This window comes from Flavobacterium mekongense, assembly GCF_047038255.1.
GTDB classification, from domain to species: domain Bacteria; phylum Bacteroidota; class Bacteroidia; order Flavobacteriales; family Flavobacteriaceae; genus Flavobacterium; species Flavobacterium mekongense.
This window is the reverse complement of the sequence record NZ_CP174374.1, coordinates 2914568-2939392: the sequence shown is the minus strand read 5'-3', so window position 1 is coordinate 2939392 and position 24825 is coordinate 2914568. Positions and strand designations below refer to the sequence as shown.

General features: G+C 38.2%; 17 protein-coding genes. 8 read left to right on the top strand and 9 right to left on the bottom strand.

Annotated elements, in window-relative coordinates; translation table 11 throughout:
- Window positions 1-85 precede the first annotated feature (85 nt).
- Window positions 86-1972, bottom strand: a complete 1887-nt coding sequence (htpG, locus tag ACJG85_RS12825) for a molecular chaperone HtpG (protein ID WP_412476596.1) — start codon at window positions 1970-1972, stop codon at window positions 86-88.
- A gap of 174 nt (window positions 1973-2146) precedes the next feature.
- Here htpG and ACJG85_RS12820 point away from each other — a divergent pair, with 174 nt between their 5' ends.
- The 5 genes from ACJG85_RS12820 to ACJG85_RS12800 all read left to right on the top strand — a co-directional run bounded on the left by ACJG85_RS12820 (window position 2147) and on the right by ACJG85_RS12800 (window position 6501).
- The gene (locus ACJG85_RS12820) at window positions 2147-2623 is read left to right on the top strand and encodes a hypothetical protein (protein ID WP_412464478.1); all 477 of its coding nucleotides are present in this window, start codon (window positions 2147-2149) and stop codon (window positions 2621-2623) included.
- A 5-nt stretch (window positions 2624-2628) separates the two neighbouring features.
- On the top strand, window positions 2629-3324 hold the full coding sequence (locus tag ACJG85_RS12815; protein ID WP_409679735.1) for an OmpA family protein: 696 nt from the start codon (window positions 2629-2631) through the stop codon (window positions 3322-3324).
- Window positions 3325-3483: 159 nt separating this feature from the next.
- Window positions 3484-4155, top strand: coding sequence for a TetR family transcriptional regulator C-terminal domain-containing protein (locus tag ACJG85_RS12810; RefSeq protein WP_412476595.1), 672 nt, complete (start codon window positions 3484-3486; stop codon window positions 4153-4155).
- Window positions 4156-5469, top strand: coding sequence for an ABC1 kinase family protein (locus ACJG85_RS12805; protein WP_412464476.1), 1314 nt, complete (start codon window positions 4156-4158; stop codon window positions 5467-5469).
- Window positions 5470-5577: 108 nt separating this feature from the next.
- Window positions 5578-6501, top strand: a complete 924-nt coding sequence (locus tag ACJG85_RS12800) for an ABC transporter ATP-binding protein (RefSeq protein ID WP_412476594.1) — start codon at window positions 5578-5580, stop codon at window positions 6499-6501.
- A 9-nt stretch (window positions 6502-6510) separates the two neighbouring features.
- Here the strand turns inward: ACJG85_RS12800 and ACJG85_RS12795 are convergent, their stop codons facing one another.
- From ACJG85_RS12795 to ACJG85_RS12785, 3 genes are all read right to left on the bottom strand, one after another.
- Window positions 6511-6723 carry a helix-turn-helix domain-containing protein gene (locus ACJG85_RS12795; RefSeq protein ID WP_290873159.1) on the bottom strand — a complete coding sequence of 71 codons (213 nt, stop codon included), beginning with the start codon at window positions 6721-6723 and terminating at the stop codon, window positions 6511-6513.
- Window positions 6724-6726: 3 nt separating this feature from the next.
- Window positions 6727-7269, bottom strand: coding sequence for a DUF2975 domain-containing protein (locus tag ACJG85_RS12790; protein ID WP_409679748.1), 543 nt, complete (start codon window positions 7267-7269; stop codon window positions 6727-6729).
- 150 nt (window positions 7270-7419) lie between these two features.
- Window positions 7420-9831, bottom strand: a complete 2412-nt coding sequence (locus ACJG85_RS12785; protein ID WP_412476593.1) for a prolyl oligopeptidase family serine peptidase — start codon at window positions 9829-9831, stop codon at window positions 7420-7422.
- A 208-nt stretch (window positions 9832-10039) separates the two neighbouring features.
- On the opposite strand from ACJG85_RS12785, the gene ACJG85_RS12780 reads away from it, so the two are divergent.
- Window positions 10040-11047: a 3-oxoacyl-ACP synthase III family protein gene (locus ACJG85_RS12780; RefSeq protein ID WP_409679755.1), complete on the top strand. Its 1008-nt coding sequence runs from the start codon at window positions 10040-10042 to the stop codon at window positions 11045-11047.
- 85 nt (window positions 11048-11132) lie between these two features.
- Here ACJG85_RS12780 and ACJG85_RS12775 read toward each other — a convergent pair whose 3' ends face one another.
- Together ACJG85_RS12775 and ACJG85_RS12770 are read right to left on the bottom strand one after the other, a co-directional pair.
- Entirely contained in the window at window positions 11133-13583 is a 2451-nt protein-coding gene (locus ACJG85_RS12775) for a TonB-dependent receptor domain-containing protein (RefSeq protein ID WP_412476592.1), read from the bottom strand.
- Window positions 13584-13757: 174 nt separating this feature from the next.
- Window positions 13758-18371, bottom strand: coding sequence for a T9SS type B sorting domain-containing protein (locus ACJG85_RS12770; protein WP_412464471.1), 4614 nt, complete (start codon window positions 18369-18371; stop codon window positions 13758-13760).
- A 199-nt stretch (window positions 18372-18570) separates the two neighbouring features.
- Here ACJG85_RS12770 and argS point away from each other — a divergent pair, with 199 nt between their 5' ends.
- Together argS and ACJG85_RS12760 are read left to right on the top strand one after the other, a co-directional pair.
- Entirely contained in the window at window positions 18571-20349 is a 1779-nt protein-coding gene (argS, locus tag ACJG85_RS12765; protein WP_412476591.1) for an arginine--tRNA ligase, read from the top strand.
- A gap of 11 nt (window positions 20350-20360) precedes the next feature.
- A complete protein-coding gene (locus ACJG85_RS12760; protein ID WP_412476590.1) occupies window positions 20361-20801 on the top strand; it encodes a hypothetical protein in 441 nt (146 codons plus the stop codon).
- Between the two features lie 31 nt (window positions 20802-20832).
- Here the strand turns inward: ACJG85_RS12760 and ACJG85_RS12755 are convergent, their stop codons facing one another.
- Genes ACJG85_RS12755 through ACJG85_RS12745 form a run of 3 tightly spaced genes read right to left on the bottom strand, consistent with a single transcriptional unit; the run spans window position 20833 to window position 24824 of the window.
- A complete protein-coding gene (locus tag ACJG85_RS12755) occupies window positions 20833-23355 on the bottom strand; it encodes a TonB-dependent receptor (protein WP_412476589.1) in 2523 nt (840 codons plus the stop codon).
- A complete protein-coding gene (locus ACJG85_RS12750) occupies window positions 23345-24256 on the bottom strand; it encodes a FecR family protein (protein ID WP_412476588.1) in 912 nt (303 codons plus the stop codon). Before ACJG85_RS12750 ends, ACJG85_RS12755 begins: the two co-directional genes overlap by 11 nt.
- A gap of 46 nt (window positions 24257-24302) precedes the next feature.
- Window positions 24303-24824 carry an RNA polymerase sigma factor gene (locus tag ACJG85_RS12745; protein WP_412464466.1) on the bottom strand — a complete coding sequence of 174 codons (522 nt, stop codon included), beginning with the start codon at window positions 24822-24824 and terminating at the stop codon, window positions 24303-24305.
- Window position 24825: the final 1 nt, after the last annotated feature.

The window sequence follows — 24825 nt, the reverse complement described above, 5'->3', positions numbered from 1 at the left end:
ATTGCGAAGTTCGGGAAATACATTGAATAAAAAAACCTGCCAGACTCAACTAACAGGTTTCTAATTACTTATCCCTAATCCCTTTTTACTTGATTAGTTCAAAACTTCTTTTGACAAAAGCGGTCAATTCTTCTCCTTTTAATAAACCTTGAGAGATTTTCGCTAAGTCGAGCGCTTGTTTCACCAAACTTTCCTGAGCGGATTTGTCTGAAGTGTTCAATATGGTTGTGGCCAAATCCGAGTTGGTATTCACCACTAAGTTATACATTTCGGGGAAATTGCCCATGCCAAACATACCGCCGCCACCGGTTTGACTCATTTCTTTCATTCTTCGCATGAATTCCGGCTGGGTAATCATGAATGGTGCCGCTTGGCTGTCCATGGCTTCCAACTGAACGGTATAATTGGTTTTCGGTACAATTTCTTCTAAAACGGTTTTCAGTTGTGTTGATTCTTCTTCGGATAGTTTCGAAATTTGAGTGTCTTCTTTCTGAATCAATTTGTCAATATGGTCAGAATCTACTCGAGTGAACGTCAAGTTTTCATTATCACTTTCTAATTTCTGAATCAAATGCGACACGATAGGCGAATCTAACAGTAACACTTCATAGCCTTTTTCTCTGGCGATTTCAATGTAACTGTGTTGTGCGTCTTTGTTAGAAGCATAAAGCACTACTAATTTTCCGTTTTTGTCGGTTTGATTAGTGTTGATGGCTTCTTTCAATTCGGCTAAAGTATAATATTTGCCATCAACGGTTGGATATAATACGAAGTCACCCGCTTTTTCATAGAATTTCGGTTCCGATAACATCCCGTATTCCAACACAATTTTGATGTCGTTCCATTTGCTTTCAAAATCTTCGCGGTTTTCGTTGAAGAGCGATTTCAATTTATCGGCTACTTTGCGGGTAATGTAATTCGAAATTTTCTTCACGTTACCATCGGCTTGTAAGTAGGAACGAGAAACGTTTAACGGAATGTCCGGTGAATCAATTACACCGCGTAACATCACTAAAAATTCCGGTACTATACCTTCTACGTTATCGGTTACAAAAACCTGATTTTGGTACAACTGGATTTTGTCTTTCTGTACTTGCAAGTTGGCATCCAGTTTAGGAAAGTATAAAATTCCGGTCAGGTTAAACGGATAATCTACATTCAAATGAATGTTGAATAACGGTTCGTCAAACTGCATCGGATACAATTCGCGGTAGAAGTTTTTGTAATCTTCATCCGTTAAATCCACCGGTTGCTTCGTCCAAGCCGGAGTTGGGTTGTTGATGATGTTGTCTACGTCGATATACTCGGTTTTGTAATCATCACCCGCATCTTCCGGTTTCGGCAACGCTTCTTTACGGGTTCCGAATTTAATCGGCACCGGCATAAATTTGTTGTATTTGGTCAACAATTCGCGGATTTTAAATTCTTCTAAAAATTCCAACGAATCCTCAGCGATGTGTAAAATGATTTCGGTTCCGCGATCGGTTTTGTCGTGAGGCACTAAGGTAAATTCCGGACTGCCATCGCAAGTCCAATGGGCTGCCGTTTCTTCTTTGTATGATTTGGTAATGATCTCCACTTTTTCGGCTACCATAAAAGCCGAGTAGAAACCTAATCCGAAGTGACCAATGATGCCGGAATCTTTGGCAGAATCTTTATACTTCTCTAAAAACTCTTCGGCTCCTGAAAAAGCCACTTGGTTGATGTATTTTTCCACTTCCTCGGCGGTCATACCGATACCTTGGTCGATGAGGTGTAATTTTTTGCCTTCTTTATCGATTTTGACTTCAATAATCGGGTTGCCGTATGCTACTTTGGCTTCGCCGATACTGGTTAAATGTTTCAATTTTAAAGTAGCATCCGTAGCATTGGATACCAATTCGCGCAAGAAAATTTCGTGGTCGCTGTATAAAAACTTCTTAATTAGCGGAAAGATGTTTTCTACTGATACATTAATTTTTCCTGTTGTCATATTTAAAATTTTAGGTTATACAATTTTGTATTTCAAATACTCAAAAGCAATACCATTCCACACTTGTATGACAAATTGACGTAGAAAGAATTCTACAACGAATTAGAATAATTTTTTAAACCGCATTCAAAAAGAGCAGTATCTTTGTAACCAACAAATTTTAACTTGTTAGGTATGAAAAAAATTATTTTAATCAGTTTTTTATCGGTCTTGATTTTGTCGTGTAAATCGACAAATTCTGCTACGAGCACCAAGGTGGATTCTCAGTCTCAAACCGCTATTAAAGGCGAATGGGTAATCTCATCCGTAAATTATCCCGGTTCTGAAGTTATCAAAGTAACTTCTTTTGATTTAGCGGATTCCAAATGTTTTATCGGAAGCAAGTGGAAGTTCGTTTCCATGAGTAACAAAGGAAGTTTGACTTTAAACAGTCCGAGTTGTACGGCTTATTCAACTCCTATTACTTGGTTCATCAACAAAGAAGGCGAATTTGTTTTAAAAATTTTAGATGAAGCCAAAGCCAAAACCGTAAAATCGGGTTATGTGTTAAGAGTTGCCAATCAAACTGAAAAATCCTTTCAGTTGGTAGACCAAATCAATGTGGCCGGTAAAATGACGGCAGTAGTGTATCAATTTGACAAAATAAATTAAGTAAGATGAGAAAGATAACAGCTATAATTTTAGGAACAGTATTGATGGTATCAACAGTTTTTACCGGTTGTGAAACTGTAAAGAATACGAGTAATCAACAACGCGGTGTAGCTATCGGTGCAGTTGGCGGAGCAGTTTTAGGAGGAATTTTAGGGAATAACATCGGCAAAGGCGGAAATGGTGCTTTAGGCGCTGTGTTAGGCGGCGTTATTGGTGGTGTTGCCGGTGGCGTAATCGGAACTAAAATGGACAAACAAGCCCGTGAAATTGAAACTGCATTACCGGGCGCTCAAGTAGAAAGAGTAGGCGAAGGAATTCGCTTGGTGTTAGGAGAAAATGCGGTACGTTTCGATACGAACAAATCTACTTTAACGGCAGCAGCCAAAGCCAACTTGGATAAATTGGTGCCGGTATTCAATCAGTATCCGGATACTAATATTCAAATTTACGGATATACCGACAGCACCGGAACTCCGGAGTACAACCTTACTTTATCAGAGCAAAGAGCGGCTTCTGTTAAAACGTATTTGATTGGAAAAGGTTTGGCAGCTTCTCGTTTTGTAACTTCTGGTTTAGGTATAGCTGATCCGATTGCTACTAACGACACCCCGGAAGGCAGAAGCAAAAACCGTCGTGTAGAATTTGCCATCACTGCCAATGAGAAAATGGTGCAAGATGCCCAAAAAGAAGCCGGGAAATAGTTTTTCTGAGTTTCTGAATAGTCAAAAGCGTTCCTCAAAAGGGAGCGCTTTTCTTTTGTTTTCAATTTTTTTGAACAACATTTAACAAAACTTTTTGTTTAATAATTTTTAAAAATAGTTAAACGTTATTAAATTTACACTGTTCTAAAAATGAATACCATGGCCACAGCAAAAAAAACAAAATCAAAAAAAATCACGGTAGATGACAATGCCATCATTTCGTTGTACATGAATGAAGTGTTGGAAAACAATGAAGCACCAAAAAATGCTTATATCTTCTGCAAGAATCACAACATAGAGGAAAGTGAATTTTATGCTTTCTTCGGCTCACTTGATGCGGTTAAACAAGATATTTGGGTAAAGTTTTTTGAAAATGCCGTGGCAACTATAGAAAAAGAAGCAGCTTTTGAAAGCTATTCGGATAAAAATAAATTGTTGACACTATACTTCACACTCTTCGAAATTTTAACCTTGAACCGAAGTTATGTGATGTATGCACTCAAAGAAAACCACGATGGGTTGAAGAATTTGAAACAATTGAAGGAATTCCGAAACCATTTTAAAAAATATATCGTAGATAAAGTTAAGTCAGAGCCTTCAGAGTCATTCGGGAAAGTGGCGAAAGTAACCGAACCTGTTTACGCTGAAGGCGCATGGCTACAGTTCTTATTCTTATTGAAATTTTGGATGGACGATACGTCTAAAGGTTTTGAAAAGACGGATGTTTTGATTGAAAAATCGGTAAACACGGCAGTCGATTTATTAAATACCAAACCCTTGGAAAGTTTGTTCGATTTGGGCAAGTTTCTATGGAAAGAAAAAATGCAATAAATGAAAACCTTAGATAAAATTCCAACCGGAAAAATAGAACGCGCCGGTCAGTTGGTGAAAACCGGACTTAAAGTCGGAACCAATTATGTAGCTTATTATGGCGAAAAAATGGTGAATCCTTCTTTAACCCGCGACAAGCTGAACGAAAACAACGCGGAAGACATTTATGATGGTCTGAAAAACTTAAAAGGAAGTGCTTTGAAAGTAGCCCAAATGCTGAGTATGGATAAAAGCATTATGCCACAGGCTTATGTGGAAAAGTTTTCTTTATCGCAATTTTCGGTGCCGCCTTTGTCTGCGCCCTTGGTTCGTAAAACATTCAAAAAATATTTAGGGAAATACCCTGAAGACTTATATGATTCCTTCACTCCGGACGCCATGAACGCCGCGAGTATCGGTCAGGTACACAAAGCAACCAAGGATGGGAAAAATTTTGCTGTGAAAATCCAATATCCCGGAGTGGCGGAAAGTATAAGTTCTGATTTGGCTTTGGTCAAACCGTTTGCCATCAGAATGTTTAACATCAAAGGGAAAGATTCCGATAAGTATTTCAAAGAAGTGGAAGACAAATTATTGGAAGAAACCGATTATGTGTTAGAATTAAAGCAAAGTCTGGAAGTGTCCGAATGGTGTGGTCAAATTGATAATTTGCGTTTCCCGAAATACTATCCGGAATATTCTTCGGAGAAGATTTTAACGATGGAATGGATACAAGGCGAACATTTGTCGGAGTTTGCAGCGCACAATGAAGACCGAGCCAAAGGCGACAAAATCGGGCAAGCCTTATGGGATTTTTACATGTACCAAATGCACCATTTGAAACAAGTACACGCCGATCCGCATCCCGGGAATTTCCTGATTGATGCCGAAGGCCGATTGGTGGCGATAGATTTTGGTTGCATCAAACACGTACCGGAAGAATTTTACGTTCCGTATTTCGAATTGGCGAAACCGGAAGTCATCAATAATCCTAAGCTGTTCAATGAGAAATTATACGAACTCGAAATATTGCGTCACGACGACAGCCCGAAAGAAATTGAGTATTTTACCAAAATATTCTACGACTTGTTAAGTCTGTTCACGCAGCCGTTTCATGGAGATTATTTTGATTTCTCGGATGCCGATTTCTTCGGGAAAATTGCCCAAATGGGAGAAGAGTTTTCTAAAGATACCCAACTCCGCAAGATGAACGGCAATAGAGGTTCTAAGCATTTCTTGTACATCAACCGAACCTTTTTCGGTTTGTACAATTTGTTACACGATTTAAAGGCACGCATCGACACTAAGTCGTTTGAAAAATATTTACCGCATTAAAAATTGTTTATTTATTGGTTAGGTTGGTAAGAGCGACGCTCCACGTTTGAGTTTTGTCGCTCTTATCTTTTTAATAAAGTTCGTAAGTTTGCCTTTCAGAAAATCAACATGCTACAAGTCCAAGATATTTCCTTTGCCTATTTAGACCAAACCACCATCAGCAATCTTTCTTTTCAGTTGGAGAAAGGTAAAAATCTTGCTGTTATAGGCGAAAGCGGTTGCGGTAAAAGTACGTTGCTCAAACTCGTTTATGGTTTGTATGACTTAGACGAAGGGCAAATTTTTTGGAACGATAATGAAGTACTCGGACCGAAATATCATTTAATTCCCGGCATGGAATACATGAAATACTTGGCCCAAGATTTTGATTTGATGCCTTTTATCACCGTAGCAGAAAACGTTGGGAAATACTTGTCGAACATTTATGCCGATGCCAAACAAGCTCGTGTAGCCGAATTGTTAGAGATTGTCGAAATGACCGAATTTGCTACTACGAAAGCCAAATATTTAAGCGGCGGTCAAATGCAACGCGTGGCTTTGGCTCGTGTATTGGCTTTGGAACCCGAAGTATTGTTGTTAGACGAACCGTTCAGCCATATTGATAATTTCAGAAAGAACAGTTTGCGTCGAAAATTGTTTGCTTATCTCAAAGAAAAACAAATTACTAGTATAGTCGCCACACATGATAGCTCTGATGTGTTATCGTTTGCTGATGAAGTTTTGGTGATGCAGAACGGGCAGATTATCGCTTCTGATTCGCCTGAAAATTTATATCGAAATCCAAACAGTAAATACATCGCTTCGCTTTTCGGAGATGTGAATGAAATCGAAATAAACGGAAACAAACGTTATGTTTATCCTCACCAATTACATGTGGTTTCTCAATCGGATTTACCGGCTACAGTTACTCAATGCTACTATAAAGGCAGTCATTATTTGGTAGAAGCGGAAATCGATGGACAGAAAATCTTCTTCGATAGTACGGATTTGTTTTCGTCGGGAACTGTTGTTTATCTGGCTATTACTTCTTAAAAACGCCTATTATTTTTCTTCGGCTACATATTCTAAAATATCGCCCGGTTGACAATCCAAAGCTTTGCAAATGGCTTCGAGTGTACTGAACCGAATGGCTTTGGCTTTGCCGGTTTTTAAAATAGAAAGATTCGATAGGGTTAAATCGACTTTCTCCGACAGCTCGTTCAACGACATTTTTCGTTTGGCCATCATGACATCTACATTAACAATTATAGGCATAACTCAGATGGTTAGTTCGTTTTCGGTTTGCATTTCAACACCTTTTTTAAATATTTGAGCAATGACCAAAAGTACCACACCCATAAATAGCCAAATATCGGCTCCGTCTAAATTTAAATCCGCGATGTCCGGCATATTAATGCCTTTTGCAGCTAACCATTTGGCGTAATTAGCGCCCCAATTGGAGAAAAAACTAATGAAAATTGTCAGATAGGCTAGGTTAGAAACAAACTTAACAAGTGCTTGGCTGAAAGGTTTAGAGAAATCGAGCTTCTTATCGTGTAGTATTTTTACAATCAAGTAGAATAATAAGGCTTTCAGAATGGCAACTATAAAGCCTAAACAGAGTTGGGTTAAGAAAAAGCCGTAGTCGTATTGGTACAGTTCCGTCAGTTTGAAATAATCGGCAGCTAACGGATTGAAAGCTACAGTGAATATAGCATTAAACAAAAAGCTACCGGCTTCAACGCACAAACCGATAAAAATAATCCAAGATAATATATGCAATACTTGGAGTATCGTTTTAGTAGTGATTCTGATTTCCATTTTTTTTAGATTTTGAATTACGGTTCAAAAATAATAAAAATTTATTGATAAACAATAAATAATAATTTTTTTTCAAAAAAAATGAATATGTTGTCACAAAAAAACCTCAAAGCTTTCACCTTGAGGTTTTCTGAAAATATTGTTGACGGTTTAGTTTTTCAAATATTTTTCCAAGAATTGGTCTTGTTCCCAAAGCAGGTGTAAAATATTGTCTTTGGCAGCGTAGCCGTGACTTTCCTTAGGCAATAAAACCAATCTTACCGGTGCGCCCAAATTTTTCAAGGCTTGGAAATAACGCTCCGATTGTAAGGTAAACGTTCCAGGGTTGTTGTCGGCATCACCGTGAACTAATAATAGCGGCGTTTTCATTTTATCGGCGTTCATGAAAGGCGACATGCCGTTGTAAATTTCAGGAACGTCCCAGTAATTGCGTTGTTCACTTTGGAAACCAAAAGGCGTTAACGTTCTGTTGTAAGCGCCGCTTCGGGCGATACCGCAAGCAAATAAATTAGAGTGTGTTAGCAAATTAGCGGTCATAAAAGCTCCGTATGAATGCCCGCCGATGGCCACTTTTTTGCGGTTGATGTAACCTAAGCCATTCACGGCATCAATGGCAGCTTCAGCATTGGCAATCAGCTGAGGCATAAAGGTGTCGTTAGGTTCGGTTTTGCCTTCGCCTATGATAGGGAATGAAGCATCGTCCAATACGGCATAACCTTTAGTAACCCAATAAATGAATGAACCGTAATTCGGGAACGTAAATTCATTAGGGTTTTTATTGCTTTGTCCGGCGCTGTTTTTGTCCTTGAATTCTTCAGGATAAGCCCAAATCAACAACGGTAACTTTTCGGTTTTTTTAGTTCTGTCGTAATCGGCCGGTAAATAGAGCGTTCCCGACAATTCCACACCGTCTTTTCTCTTGTATTTAATCACTTCTTTGTAAACGTTTTTAATGCTTTCAAACGGGTTTTTGAAACTGGTAATCGGCGTCAGTTTACCCGATTTGATGTTGCGGAAGTAATAATTCGGGAAGTCGTTTTTCGATTGGATTTGAACCAAAACATCGCCTTTTTTGAAATCTTCTATCGATTGTAAATCTTCTTTTTTGTCTTTCATTTTCGAAGTGTACAATCGTTTGGTTTTAAGTGTAGTCAAATTGAATTCGTCTATAAAAGGAAACTGACCTTCTTTGGTAAATCCGTCACCAATTAAGTAAGCATTGTTATTTTCGATGGCCAAAACATAACGGTTGTATTGGTTTTTTTTGGTTTCAAAATTTCCCGGATCGCTGTAAATGTCTTGGGAATTTCGGTCCCAAATTACTTTAGGCGCTTGTTTCGGATTGGAAGGGTTGAACAAATACACTTTTTGGTTTCGGGTATCGTACCAATCATCATAAGCAATAGCAGTAGTTTCGTTGCCCCACATAATGCCGCTGAAACGTTGTTGTGTTTTTAAAACCGATTGGGCTTCGGCGTTGAATGGCGCATCCCAAGTGAAAATTTCATCTCTGAAATCCACTTTTTGGGCTTGGTCACCTTCGTCTAAGGCTACTACATAAGTAAGGGTTGCCGGTTTATCAGCTCTCCAATTCATGCTTCTTTTGCCTTTTCTAACAGAGGAAAACCCTTTGGGCATTACTTCTGTTAGCGGCACTTCGTTGACCACTTTAATTTCTTTTCCGTTCAAGTCGTAAACAACCGATTTTTGGGGAAAACGGCTCAAAGGAACGATATAAGAATAAGGTTTTTGGATGGTGGTTAGCATCAAATAATTCCCGTCAGGCGAGAAACTTTCTCCTGCGTAAATATCAGCACCTTTGAATAACTCAGCTTTTCCCGACAGGGAAACTTTGTATAATTCGGAAGTCACTAACGCATCAAAATTGGCTTCGTCGGTTTTGTTTTTCAACAAATCCTGATAGGTTCTGTTTTGTGATTTCGAACCGTCACTGGTGGAAACTGTTGGTCCTTTCGGTAAATCTTTTTTGCTGTCTATTAGCGCCGGACGGTTTTTCGGTAACATTTTCACCAAAAGCGTTTCGTTGTCTTTCATCCAGCTGTACGGACTGCCCAAATTGGCGTTGAGGTTGGCTTCGGTAATTTTTTTAGCAGTTGCCGTGGCCACATCAATTACCCAAAGTTCTACACCGGTATTTGTGGTATTGGTAAAACCGATTTTCTTCTCGTTTTGCGACCAAGAAATGTTAGTGATTCGGGCATTTTGCGGTAAGCCTGCCACTTGTGTTTCGACTTTATCGCTGACTTTTCGCAACTTCAAATTATTGACATAAGTTACAGTACTCGAAATATTCGTGATAGGATTGATGCGCAAACCGCCCAAACGCATTTCTTCCTGATTTAAATCGTCTAACGTTTTATAGGTATTGCGATAGCTTAGCAGCATGTATTCTTTTTTAGAATCCATGCTTACCGACGGTGCTCGTTCATAATCGGCTAAAGCTAAAATTTCGGCTGAGGGTTTTTGAAAGGTCAGGTTTTCTTGGGCCAATGCAGAAAATCCTAATCCGAGTAAGAACAGAAAAGTAAAGCGTAATTTCATATGCTTGAAGTTTATGATTGTTTTAAAGTAGGTCGAATTTACGGTATTTCGGTTACAAAAAATGGGAAGATTTTGTTAAAGTTAGCGTTGTAGCCGACTTTTCATCGTGGTTGTTTTTTGTCAATATCTAAATTAGAATCCAAAAATGGTAATTAGAATTATAAGATTCTTAAATTTGCGGTTCTGATTTTATTAAATAACGAAAGATATGTACCACTCAAAAATCACAGGTTTAGGTTTTTACGTTCCGGATAATGTTGTTACCAATGATGATTTATCCAAAATAATGGATACCAATGATGAATGGATTCAGGAGCGAACCGGCATTCAAGAAAGAAGACATGTTATTAGAGGTGAAGATACCACAACTTCTATGGGTGTAAAGGCAGCCAAAGTAGCGATAGAAAGAGCTAAAATTGATAAGAACGACATCGATTTTGTCATTTTCGCCACATTGAGTCCGGATTACTATTTTCCGGGTCCAGGTGTTTTGGTGCAACGCGATTTAGGGTTGAGAACTGTTGGTGCTTTGGATATCAGAAATCAATGTTCCGGATTTGTATATGCACTTTCTGTGGCTGATCAATACATTAAAACCGGTATGTATAAAAACATTTTGATTATCGGTTCTGAGTTGCATTCTACAGGGTTAGACATGACTACTCGTGGTAGAGGTGTTTCAGTGATTTTTGGAGATGGGGCAGGAGCCGCTATTTTGAGCAGAGAGGAAGATTTGACTAAAGGCATTTTATCCACTCATTTGCATTCCGAAGGACAACATGCCGAAGAGTTAACTGTGATTGCTCCGGGTATGGGCAAGCGTTGGGTTACGGATATTATTGCCGAAAACAATCCGGAGGACGAGAGTTATTTCCCTTATATGAACGGACAATTTGTATTTAAAAATGCGGTGGTTCGTTTTAGTGAAGTCATTAACGAAGGTTTACAAGCCAATAATTTGCAGGTGTCAGATATTGATATGTTGATTCCGCATCAGGCGAATTTAAGAATCTCACAGTTCATTCAACAAAAGTTTAAATTGACGGATGATCAGGTTTTCAATAACATTCAAAAGTATGGTAATACCACGGCAGCATCTATTCCGATTGCTTTGACCGAAGCTTGGGAACAAGGTAAAATTAAAGAAGGCGATACGGTAGTGTTAGCCGCTTTCGGTAGTGGTTTTACTTGGGCAAGTGCTATTATTAAATGGTAAGAAATACAGTTTAATTATAAAAAAAGCCAAACATTTTTTGTTCGGCTTTTTTTGTAACAACTAATCTATAATTTATTTGCGGTGTTTATAAAAGGCCACCACTGCCTTGGGTTTCATTTTGATCTCTTTGTTTGCGTTGCATAGCGCTGTTTTTGCCGCCGCCAAACATATAGTTGAATCCAACATAAAAGGTTTGACTTTCCCAATAGAAAGCGCCGGTCTGACGGTACGGAATATTACCATCGAAGGCGAAGTTCATGGTTTCAAAAACGTCGTTAAAACGCGCTGTAATACTTCCTTTTCCTTTTAAAATAGTGTAAGTAGAGCCGATATCCATGCGATACATTGGCTCTCTTTCAAACTGAAGGCCTAAATCTCTACCACGGTACATGGCGAATAAGTTGAAACGCAATTTTTTGGTGGCTACAAAGTTGTGATTCATGCGAATATTGAAGGCTACAACATCGGCTTCTGCTCTTTCTTGTTCCTGAGTATTGGCATTTTGTACGGTTCCTTTTACCGTTCTGAAATACGCATCACTGCTTGCATTTACAGACCACCAAGTGGCTAGTTTTAAATTGGCCGAGATTTCGGTACCAACTGTATTGTTGTCGTCAAAGTTGTCATAAGAGATGATGTCTTGGTTCACATTGTCCGGGTTTTTGTAAATCACTCTTCCGATTTCATCATTGATTTGACGGTAGAAAACACCGGCCGTTACCGAACCGATTTTGGTAGTACGGGTATAGTTAACCTCAAACGAGTTGGTGAATTGCGGTTCCAAAGCCGGATTTCCTCTGGATTCTACTAAAGGGGTAGTCCATTCGCGGATAGGACTGATTTGTCCGATACTTGGTCGGTCAACACGACGCGAAAAGTTAAAGTTAAACGAGTCTTTATCAGACGCTTTGTAATTGAAAAACAATGAAGGATAAATTGCAAAAATATCGTCTTCAATCGTACTTTGGTCATTGATGTTTTCCGATGGAGTAGTGGAAGATACTACATTCTCGAAGTCGCCGTCGATTTCGTATTGTTCTAAACGAACACCGGCTTGTACACTCCATTTTTTCCACTGCTTTCCGATATTAGTATAAAAAGAGTGAATGTTTCGGGTGAAAACAAAATTGGAGTTTCCTACACGATTATAGGATTCCGAAGGCTCGCTGATGGTTTCGTCAAAGTTGTTGGTGATTTTTTGGATACGGGTTTCGGCACCCACTTCCAATTTAACCGTTTCAGATAACGGGTTCACGTAATCTAAATTGATTTGAAGGTAATCGGTATCTCTTTCAATATCATTAGTGGTCACTCGCGTTGAGTTTGGATTGACTTGATTGAAGATATAATCGGAGTTTTCCGGGCTGTTGGTGTTAGAAAAGTTGGCTTGAAAATCTAAAGTTTCGCCTTTTTTATCAAAGTCGTGTTTATAGGCCAAATCGTAAGTTTGAGTGTAATTGTCTGTTTCAGAATCCGACAATTGTTGAGAATCTCTCAGCAAAAGACTGCTGTAGTTGATATTGGTATATCCGTCGCCACTGCCGTTAACTAAGTTTTGATTGGTGTAAAATGAAATGGTGTTTTTTTCATCGATGTAATAATCCATACCCAACTTTACCAGGTGTGAAGTGTTCAGGTTGTCGCCTCCAAATTCTTGCTTGTTCTCAAACAAAGGGCGGTAACTGTTGATGTAACCTTCGTTGGCGTTTTTACCGTGGTTCAAACCATAGTTGGTGTAGAAATTTACTTTGCCTACTTTATAGTTTAGGTTTAAAGCCGAATTGGTTTTCGGAGTGATGCCAAACGTAACGCCCGAGTTGATACTCCCATTGAAACCTTCTTGCGAGTTTTTGTGCAAGATAATATTGATAATACCGCTCATGCCTTCAGGGTTGTATTTGGCTGACGGATTGGTAATCAATTCAATCTGTTTGATAGAGGAAGAAGGAATTTGTTGTAACAGCTGAGCTGCATCAATGTTAGAAGGCTTTCCGTCAATTAAAACTCTAACGTTCGAATTCCCTCTTAAACTTAGCTCTTTAGTTTGCGGGTCTACACTAACTGTCGGGACATTATTCAAAATTTCAGAAGCTGTATTTCCGGAAGCGATAAGGTCTTTGCCAACGTTTACCACTTTACGGTCGATTTTTTGTTCTATGGTGGAACGCTCTTTCACTATTTCTACACCGGCCAATTGAACGGCTTCTTCTTCCAGAACTATAGTGTTTAAATTGACTGTTTTATTGTTTTCAGACAATGCAACTTCTTGTGTTAGTTTTTTGTATCCGATAAATTGGACTTCAATAGTGTATTTTTTCAGAGCCAATCCTTTGATAGTAAAATTTCCGTTTTCTTGCGTAATACCACCGGTGATTAATTTAGCATCTTCCATTACGGAAATGTTCACATAAGGAATGGGTTGTTTGGTGTTTTTGTCGATTACTTTTCCGTTAATTACTCCGGGATTACCATTGGTTTGCGCTATTAAAATAGTGCAGTTACTTACTAATAACAGTAACAATAATTTTAATCTCATTTTCGTTTTTGTTTGATGATTTTTGTTGAAGTGAATTTGAATTCCCCTAAACTTCAACAGTTGTTAATTTAATTCGAGTAAGTAGACTCTTAAAAAACTGATTTGTTACAATAGAAATAAAAAAAACTCTCAAAAATTTTTGAGAGTTTTTAGTAGGTTAATGGGGTTTTATAATTATCGCTTCATGGCGAAGTGCGATCTGAATTCTTGGTTCACTTGGTTTTCATCAGTATATGTTACACTGAACCAGTAATCATCTGAAGGCATCATGTTACCGTTGTAAGTTCCATCCCAACCGTTTCCGTTAGGTTTGATTTGGGTTAGTACTTTACCGTAGCGGTCATAAATGGTTACAACCGCACTCGCTTGGTTTCTTAAGTCTTTGATGTTCCAAGTATCGTGATAACCATCTCCGTTAGGGGTAAAATATTTAGGATAGTTGATCACAACAGCCGGTATAGAAACTACTCCACAACCGTTTTTATCTCTTACAGTAATCAAGTGCATACCTGAAGTTACATCTTCAAATACCGGACTATCTTGGAAGTTTCCGTTGTCCAATTGGTATTCGTAATCACCTGCACCTGTAGCGTTAACGGTGATAGATTGCATGTCTTGGAACTCATCATCAACTGTATAAGTTATCTCAGCAGGTTCAGATGGAGAAACCACTACATTAACCGGTTCTGAAGCACAACCTGTAGCTCTGCTCGTAGCCACTAAGGTGTAGGTTCCGGGTACAATGGCAGTGTAATTAGCTGCTGTTCCAACTGTATTCCCGGCTTCATTAGTCCATACAAAAGTGTGTGTTGTTGAAGACAAACCGCTGTACATGGTGTATGGATTTAATAAGGTTTGAGTTTCTAAGTCAAAGCAAATGATGCCTCCAACCGGTGATGGTTCCGGCAAACGATTTACTATGATACTGATCGGTTTGATGTCGAAACAACTATCGGTTAAAGTATTAGTAACACGAACAAACAAATTGGTTAAGGTAGATGAAGTTATTGCATTAACTTGGTCTGCAGCATCAGCGGCAGTTTCATAATAGGCAATGGTAAATTCATTTCCGGTTTGAGCACCCAAAATGGTTGCTGACAAGCTGGTTAAATCAAAGCTGGTTACACCATCATTGGTTCCGTCTTCATCACAAACAGTTCTCAAAGCTACCGGAGTTGGGTTGGCTACCGGAGTATCAATAATAGTTACTGTAAATGAACTTTCGTCAGAACATCTTGGTAAGAAAGGCGATACTGCATATACATATATAGTTTGTGTGGCTAAAATTGTAGCACCGGCAGTTAATTGAGTACCTGTACCATTTGGTCCTGTAAAGTAATTTCCAATAGTCAATGCCGGCAAAGTGTAGCTATGACAAATCGTTACATTAGGCACATTATCAACGTTAAAGATGGTAATATTGAAGCTGGTTTCACTAGAACAATCCGGAGTGGTGTTGGTATGTGCATAAACGTATAAGGTTTGACTAGTGGTTACTTCATCTCCGGCTTGTAACATAGTACCTGTTCCGTTTGGCCCTGTAAAGTAGTTTCCAACGATTAACGGGCGTAATGTATATGAATTACAAGCTGCTACATCCAATACGGCCGGGATAACCGGAGTTTGGTTGATGGTTACTGTAAATGAGCTTTCGTCAGAGCAAGAGAATGATGTACGAATCAACGATTCTTTATAGATATAAATGGTTTGCGAGGTTGTAATTACTGTTCCGGCGTTAATTAGAGTTCCGTTACCGTAAGGTCCGCCCGGTTGCGTATAATAATTGTTATCGGCAGATAATGATGGCAAAGTGTAAGCATCACACGCTGTTATATTAGCTGAACTGTCTGCCGTAGTTGAGAATATGTTAACTTGAAAACTGTTTTCATTGGTACATGCAGGCGTTGTGTTAGAAATGGCAAAGATGTAAATTCTTTGAGAAGAAGTAATTACACTTCCTGCCGGTAATAGAGTACCTGTTCCGCCAGGGCCGGTGTAATAATTACCATATTGTAATTGAGTTAATACATACTGGTCGCAAATATCGATATCTGATCTTGAATCAATTATAGGTAGCGGGTTGATAGTGATATCAAAGCTCGATTGATTGAAACAAGTAGCGTTTAATCTTTTAAAAACATACAAAGTTTGTGAAGCGGTAATAACATCTCCTGCGCTTAGCATGGTTCCTGTTCCTCCTGATCCGGTATAGTAGTCACCGTTGATTAATGCCGGTAAAGTATACGTTTCACATACTGTTACATCTTCTAATTCATCAACCGGTGGTTGAGCAATGCTGATGTTGAATGATAAGTTATCCGTACAGTTGGCACTGTCGCTGCTTACTTGTGCAAAAATATAAATAGTAGCACTATTGTTAATTACGGTTCCTGCCGGAATCATTTGTCCGCCACCCATCGGGGCAGTAAAGTAATTTCCAACCGGTAAAGCCGGTAAAGTATAACCGTTACACTGACTGATATCAGCCGGTTGGTTAATACCAATGAAAACTTCAAAGCTGTCTTCATCTGTACATGGAGATGTTCCGCCTGTTGTTGCGTAAACATATACCGTTTGGTTAGACGTAATTACAGTACCCGCAGGGATTTCTGTGCCGTTTCCTCCCGGTTGTGTGTAGTAATTACCAACAGATAGTTCCGGTAAAGTATAAGAAGTACATTCGAATATATCAGTTCTGGTTCCTACTTCCACTGAAGGAATAATAGTCACTGTAAAATCAGTATCCACTACACAAAACGGTTCGATTTCTGTTGTAAAATAAAAGTAAACAGTTTGCGTAGCATTAATTACAGTACCTGCCGGAATTTCAGCACCTTGACCACCCGGTTGAGAGAAGTATTTACCATATTGAGGTTGAGGCAAAGTATAACTTCCACAACTGGTAACGCTGTTTGGCGATAAAGTGTTAGGGTCAACAATAGTGATTCGGAATACACTGTTAGCTGCACAAGTACCGGGACCATTTGGTTGGTTGAAGATGTACAAAGTTGTGGTTTCAACAATGATATCTCCCGCGCTCAACATAGTTCCTTCACCATTTAACTCGGTAAAGTAGTTTCCGTTGGTTAACGGAGGTAATTCATAAAAATCACAAACTACTACAGGTTCAAGTACATCAACTGTTGGTACAGGTAAAATAGTAACTGTAAAACTTGAGATTGAAAAACAAGTCGGGTCAGTAATGTTTTGTACTCTAACGTATATAGTTGCATTCGATAAGATTGCCGTACTCAAGTTTCCTGAAATAGGATTAGTTCCGTTATTGGCGTTGTTTTCAGAATTATAGTATGAAACTGAATAAATAGAAGTTGGTTGCCCATTCAACACAATAGGAGTTTGATCGTTAAGGTTGAAGAAAGCATTGTTTAATGTTAAACTTCTCGCACAAGATGTTAAGTTTGGCGCTTGGTTAGCAACCGGTCCGGGAGTTGTTAAAAGTTGGAAAGACTTTACTACATAACAAGGTGTGTTCGGCATTTGTACTCTAACATAAACAGTTTGTCCGGGTGCAGCAGTATAATTCAAAGGCAATGGATTGGCATTGTTATCTGCATCAGCTTGAGTAGCATGATAAGTCACTAAAGTGTTTGGGTTTAAACCTGTTTTAACTATTGGAGTGTTTAAATCTAAATTGTATGAATAAGTTGCGCTACCGTTATCACATTTGTAAATATTGATAGGGTTTTGAGCGTTAATTTGAGGAAAATATTCAATAACAACATTATTGGTTGTTGGAGAACAAGGACTCAAGATATTAGTATAGATTACGGTGTAAGTGCCCGGTTGGTTAACAACCAAACTAGGTCCTGTTTCGTTGGTTAAAATCACATTGTTTTTTTTCCATTGAAAAGTAAAGTTAGACGGGTTTAATCCGGTGTTGATTGTGTGGGTTGCACCATGACACAAAGCTGCATTATTGGCTACTGTTAAATCCTGTCCTAAAACATCTTGACCGATATTCAAACTGTTAGCTGAAATGAAGATGGCCGAATCAGATTGCGGATCTAAACGATCGGCTATAACCAATTTGATATGGTATTGAACACCGGGAACTAAAGTCGATGCTGCTGTCATAACGGTTGTTTGACCATTGAAGTTTGTAGCAGATGTAGCAGCTTGCGAACCTCCATTGTATGATCCGAAAAATTGAGCATTTGCAGATGGACAAGAAGAGTTGTATAAATAGTCTCTGATGGTTACTACAGAAATCGGCAAATTGGTATTAGGAACCAAGGCTAAGTTTGTGGTAACACCTGTAGAAGTATTGGTTAGCAAAAAAGCAAAAGCATCAGAAAACTGACATTGAAAGTTTCCGTACTCTTCTGAAGCAAAAATAAAATCGAAGCTAAAGAAAGATGAATTTGGAACGAAATCAAATTCTAACACGGTGGCGTTCTTAGATACTAAGCTAACTCCGGCCGCAGCAAGTGTATTCTCTAAATCTGAATCTCCAGGCCAAGCGGCATTACCATCACTGAGTAAAGTGCTATTAGGTCCCGGTGCGTTAGCAACATTTCCGGTACTTAATATAACTCCGCTTTGCATTGGGAAATTAGGATTGGTATTTTGGAAAAATCCAATTCCGTTTGTTGAACCATAATTGCTACCGGTGCTCCAGGTAACATTGGTTGCATTAACACATGAAGTGTTGATTAAGACATCGTTTACCAACTGAGGAACAGTGTAGTTGGTAGTACTTACATTTATTGGTTGTGAGAAACCAACGGCTGTAAATAAGATTACGGTTAAGAGTATTAGTTTTTTCATGACTTGGGATTTTGACACAACAAATATTGAATATATTATCGTTTAAATGCAAAAAAAATCGATGAAATGCACAAAATAGTTAATTAATAAACGATAATACTTACAAAAAGATGTTTTTTAGCTTACTGTTTTATATTTAAACCAATGCCTGAAAAATTATTTTCTAATGTTTATCTTTGCCAACCTAAAACGAAATACTATGAAGCTTTCTCAAATTTTAACCGGTCATATTGAAACTGCTGTTCAACAACTTTTCGGAATTACAACCGATAGGGTAGAATTTCAATTGACAAGGAAAGAATTTGAAGGTGATATCACTATGGTCATTTTTCCTTTGTTGAAACAGATCAAAGGGAATCCGGTAGAAATAGGAACTAAAATCGGGGAATATTTGGTAGCAAATGCAGCTGAAGTTGTCCGATTCAATGTGGTTTCCGGTTTCTTGAATATAGTGGTTGCAGACCAATATTATTTGCACTTTTTCAACGAAATTAAGCATAACAGTACTTTTGGTTTTGTTTCTCCTTCAGCTGAAGATAAGGCTGTAATGGTTGAATATTCTTCGCCTAATACCAATAAACCATTGCATTTGGGTCATGTGAGAAATAACTTGTTGGGTTATTCGGTTGCCGAGATTATCAAAGCCTCCGGCAAGAAAGTTTATAAAACACAAATTATCAATGATCGTGGTATTCACATCTGTAAATCGATGTTGGCTTGGCAAAAATTCGGTGCTGGTCAAACGCCCGAATCAACCGGTTTGAAAGGCGATAAGTTGGTTGGGAATTTCTATGTGAAATTCGACCAAGAATACAAATCTCAAATCCAAGCGTTAACGGCCAATGGTTTAGCAGAAGAAGACGCTAAAAAACAAGCGCCGATTATCTTAGAAGCCCAAGAAATGCTCCGAAAATGGGAAGCCGGCGATGCTGAGGTAGTGGCACTATGGCAAAAAATGAACCAATGGGTTTATGACGGTTTTGCAGAAACCTATACTAACTTAGGGGTTGACTTCGATAGCTATTATTACGAGAGCAATACTTATTTGTTAGGCAAAGAAGTAGTGCAATTTGGTTTGGAAAAAGGCATATTTGAGAAAGATCCTGACGGTTCGGTTTGGATTGATTTGACTGCTGAAGGTTTAGATCGGAAAATTGTATTGCGTTCGGATGGGACAGCGGTTTACATGACACAAGATATCGGAACGGCCATCCAACGTGTTAAAGATTTTCCGGATGTAGGCGGAATGGTTTATACCGTGGGGAACGAGCAAGATTACCACTTTAAAGTGTTATTTTTAATCTTGAAGAAACTCGGTTTTGATTGGGCTGAAAGTTTGTATCATTTATCTTATGGTATGGTTGAGTTGCCTTCGGGTAAAATGAAATCTCGTGAAGGAACTGTTGTAGATGCCGATGATTTAATGACGGAAATGACTGAAACTGCCGGTAAAATCGCCACCGAACTGGGAAAATTAGAAGGCTACAGTGAGGAAGACAAAGCCAAACTTTTCAAAACGATTGGTTTAGGTGCCTTAAAGTACTATATTCTAAAAGTTGATCCGAAAAAACAAATACTCTTTAATCCTGAAGAGTCAGTTGATTTTGCTGGAAATACAGGTCCGTTTATTCAATACACTTATGCTCGTATCCAATCGATTTTGAGAAAAACCGATTTCAGTTTGGAGCAAAATATTACGGAGATTACTTTGCATGAAAAAGAGAAAGAATTACTCAAGCAATTGGAATTGTTTCCGGAAATCATTCAGCATGCGGCTCATAATCACAGTCCGGCCTTAATTGCCAACTATACTTATGATTTGGTTAAGGAATACAATTCATTCTACCAATCCGTTTCAATATTGGGAGAAGAACATCTGCCTACCAAAATTTTCAGAGTCCAACTTTCTCAAAAAGTGGGCGATACTATACAATTGGCCTTTAAATTATTGGGAATAGAAGTTCCACAACGTATGTAATATATTGAATTATGAAATTAAAATTTACTTTTTTTCTGGTTTTAACGTTGGTTTTTTCGTCTTGCGATGAATCTGTTGAAATTCCTTTATTAAATGAAGCTAAAGTAATTGATAGGATGTCTTCCGGATCATGGAAGGTAACACAGTTTACCTATCAAAACACTACAAAAACAGCCGATTATGAAGGAGTGGTGTTTGATTTTGATGCCATTACCGTTTCGCTAACCAATACCGGAACTACACCGGTAGCAGGTAGTTGGGGTGTTATAGATGAAGGTTTTGAAGGCGAACCGGAGTTAGTAGTCAATTTGGCTTTAACGAGTGTAGAACCACGATTTACTAACATATCGGATGATTGGTATATCATTGAAAGCACACCAACAAAATTGCGGTTAAAAGATGAAAATTTAGCTACAGGAACGATAGATTATCTAACTTTTCAGAAATTATAAAATAAAGCGATTGTTTATACAGTCGCTTTTTTTAAAACATCAATTTAACATTCAAATTAGGAGTGAGTTCTAATGAAAAAGTATCAACACTTTCAATGGTATTGTCATTAGAATTTACCCGATAAAATCGGTTGATGCTGTTTTGGGTGTTTAACAAATTCAAAATCGATGCTGAAGTCAGCAAACTGGTTTTGTCACCCAAACGCCATTCTTTAGAAGCAGAAAAATTAACTTGAAAATAGTCTTTTAATTTTTCATTATTCGGCGTATTGTAAATTATATTCGGATTGGCTTCGGTAACCGTAAAGTTAATAGGTGTGGTAATAGGTCTGCCGGTATGCCATTTGGCTCCTAAAGCCAGTTTTATTTTTTTCCACTCATAAATTCCGGCCCAGGAAACAGCATGAGTCACCTCGAAATTGTTAGGGAAAGTTGTACTGCTGAGCGTTTTAAAATCGTATTTGTTATCGTTGTAAGCATAACTTAACCAAGTGTAAAAACGATTGAATGATTTTTGAATTAAAAATTCGCTTCCCAAAACTTGATAATCTCCAACGGCTCTTTCCAATTCAAATTGGTTCATAAAACCTTGACTGCTACTGGTGATTCCGGTGATTTTTTTATAGAAATTTTCTAAGGTAATCAACCAGTTATTTTTTTTATAACTTAGTCCTATTGACAATTGATTGCTCTTTTGAATCGGAATGTTTTCATTGTTGGCTAAAGTCCAACGGCGCTTTTCTACGCCTAAAAAATCTTGTTGTAAATCGATGATTTGAGAAAGTGTTTGGCTCTTTTGTTCACCTAAAACTTCCAATCGCCAATGGTTGCTCAAAGCTTGGTTAAACTGCATTCTCGGCTCGGCTAAAAACAAACCGAACTTGTCGAAATAGTTGGCTCTAAGACCGGCTCGAATAAAGGTTTTTTTATTAGCGGTTTCATACATACCTTCAACAATTCCCACATGAGAGATGAGAACATTAGTGATGGTTCGGGAGAATAAAGGCAAATTGATTTCATCAAAATTAGTAACTCCGATTTCGTTAAGTTGGTAACCTGAATTGAGTGTTAAAAGGTCTGATAAACGGTTGGAATTTCTAATTTGAAACCCATAATCGAGCACTTTGTTTTTTTGAGACAACGTTTGATTGCTCTCTAAGGTTTGATTGGATGAGTTTAAGTCGTATGCCGAAAAATAGCCTTTAAATTCTGTAGTGTGATTGGTATTCCAAGTGGTTTTCCAATGCAAGCTGCCTCCAAAACTTTCTTGCTCCAAAGCACTGTTTTTGTTTAAAGTTGCGGTTGATTGATCAAATTGCAAGGTGTTTTCAATAGCAATTACATCTATGTTGAACTGGTGCTTATTTCCGATTTTTTGTTCAAATTGGGCTGTAATGTCATAAAAATAGAAATCAACATTGCTTTTATAACCTACCATGGCATTGGTACTCAAATCGGTGATGACTGTATTTTGAAAAATCCGATTGCTGTAATTGTTATAGGTAGGCGATTCCAAAACATCAGTCAGTGATCGTCTGGCTGAAAAGGTAAAATTAGAGTTGTCAGAGATTTTAATTTTCGAGTAAAATTCGGCACTGATCATATTGGAACTCAAACTGGCATTAGTGTTCTCGGTGTTGTTGGTTTGGGAAGAAATATCGACCAAACTCGACACACTTTCTCCGAAAAAAGCAGAGCTTCCGTTTTTGCTGATGGTGATATTTTGAGCTAAAGACGGATTGAAAGCAGAAATTAGTCCGAAGAAATGCCCGGTTTGAAACATGCGAATGCCGTTCCACAAAAATAAGTTTTGATCATGTGTGCCACCACGTACATTAATGTTGGAGATGGTTTCATCAATACTGATAATGCCCGGAACTTGTTGCATGGTTTGTAAAACATCGGGTTCGATTAATCCGGGTAATAGTCCGAATTTTTTCGGTTTTATGACTATAGTACCGTCATTTTTTTTACTGATTCCTGTGGTCAGGTAGCGTTGGGTTACTACTTCATCCAAACTTTGCAAAATGGGTTGCAATTTAAATTTAGGGCAATCAGGAACATTCAAATCTTCGGGGTTGATTGAGAAAGTTTGGTAGCCTTGGTGTTGAATTCGTATGAGATCTGACGATATTTTCGGGATGTTAAAATGACCGTTGGCATCCGTAAAAGCAGAAAAATCAGCCTTGTCTATTGTAATAATAGCATTTTCAATTCCTTTTCCGGTTTCGGCATCTAACAGAAATCCGCACAAAGGTTTGTCGACTTTTTTGTCGTCATAAATGGTAAAGTACTTTTCGCTGATGCGTTTGAATTGCAATTTGGTTATGCTTTTGAGGTAGTTGATTTTTTCCTCAAGAGACCAATTTTTCTCGGGTGGTGTTAAGGCATATACCACAATTTCGTCTTCAATATAGCTAAAGCGAACTTGGTGTTGTTTGCTGATAATGCCTAAAATATTTTTCAATGGAATCTCTTTCCTGTCTTTTTGAGCCAAACCCAACAAAGAAAAGAGACAAAAGAGTAGTAAAAAAATGCTTCTTTTATAGAGCATCCAAGCTTTCTAAAATGTATTTATTTTTATCGACTTTGGTTAATTTTAAATGATAGGTTGTGGCTAATATCTCCAAGGAAACATTGATGTCTTTGGCAGGAATAACGCCGGTAAACAATTGGGTGTTGGCATTGTTTTTCAGCTCCAAAGTTACATTAAAATGTCTTTCTATTTCGCCCACTATAGCTTTTAAATCCTCTTGGTAAAAGGACAATTCATGTGCCATCCATTCCGGATTTTGAGCTGTAATTTGTGGGAGTGTCATCATTTTTCCATCTTCAAAGGCAACACTCATTCCTTTGGTGATAATCATTTGTGTTTGATTATAGTTAACTTTAACTCTTCCTTCATAGCAAGTCACATCAAAACGATTGTCACGTTGCTTTACGTTAAATTGTGTTCCTAAAACGGTTACTTTGCCTAAGGCGGTATTGACTTCGAATTTTTTGCCTTTGGCTACTTTAAAATAAGCTTCACCTTCGAGTTCCAGTGTTCTGTTATTGTCCCAATTCCATTTTTTGTACTGAATTTCAGAACCGGAGTTTAGGACAACTTCAGAGTTATCCGGTAGGAAGAAGTTTTTTTGATTGCCGTTTTCGGCATACTCTGTAGCTGCAGAAAAGTTTTTAAAAGTAAAAAATACCCCTAAGCCAATTACTAATACAGCGGCTACTTTAAACAGCCAATGTTGGGTAAGTGAAATTGTTTTTACAGCTTTCTTTGGTGTATTTAAAATACCAGTCAATACTTTAGTGTCATCAAAAGCCGGAGCTTCTAAGGCTGCAGAGTATTTTTTTATCTTTTCGTAAATGGCAAAGTCAGGATGAGCTTGGAATTCTTTTAATTCCGCCTCGGTCATTTCTCCGCTGAGCCATTTTGCTAATGGGTAATTTTCTTCCATGATCTTATAGCATTTCAGTACTAAAACATATTGATTTTGTCAAACCCTACTTGAAGTGGTCAAATTCCTTTCGCAATTCAACCAAAGCCAAATGGATTCTTTTCTCAACAGCTTTTACCGATATTTCAAGTTCTGCCGCAATTTCGGCATATTTTTTTCCATCTATACGGTGCATTAAAAATGCCACTCTTTGAGTTTCGTTAAGGTTTTGTATGGCTTTGTTTAACTTAAGCTTAAATTGGTCTTCCTCTAAAATAAACTCCGGGTTTTCATTCGTCAGCTCGCTTTTACCCGAGTTTTTGGCATAATTCAACACCACTTTTTGATGGGCGATTACATTCAAAGAGGCGTTGTTGGCTATAGTGTAAACATAAGATTTAGCCTTCTCCAAAGGGACATCAGCACAATTTTGCCATAATTTAATAAAGGCATCTTGCGTAATGTCTTCGGCTTGGTCTTCATTACCAAACTTGTAGAATAAATAATTTCTCAGCGCTTTGGCGTGGCTTTTAAAAAAGGTCGAAAAAACGGCTTCTTTGCAAATACCTGAAATTTCCTCTGTTGACATA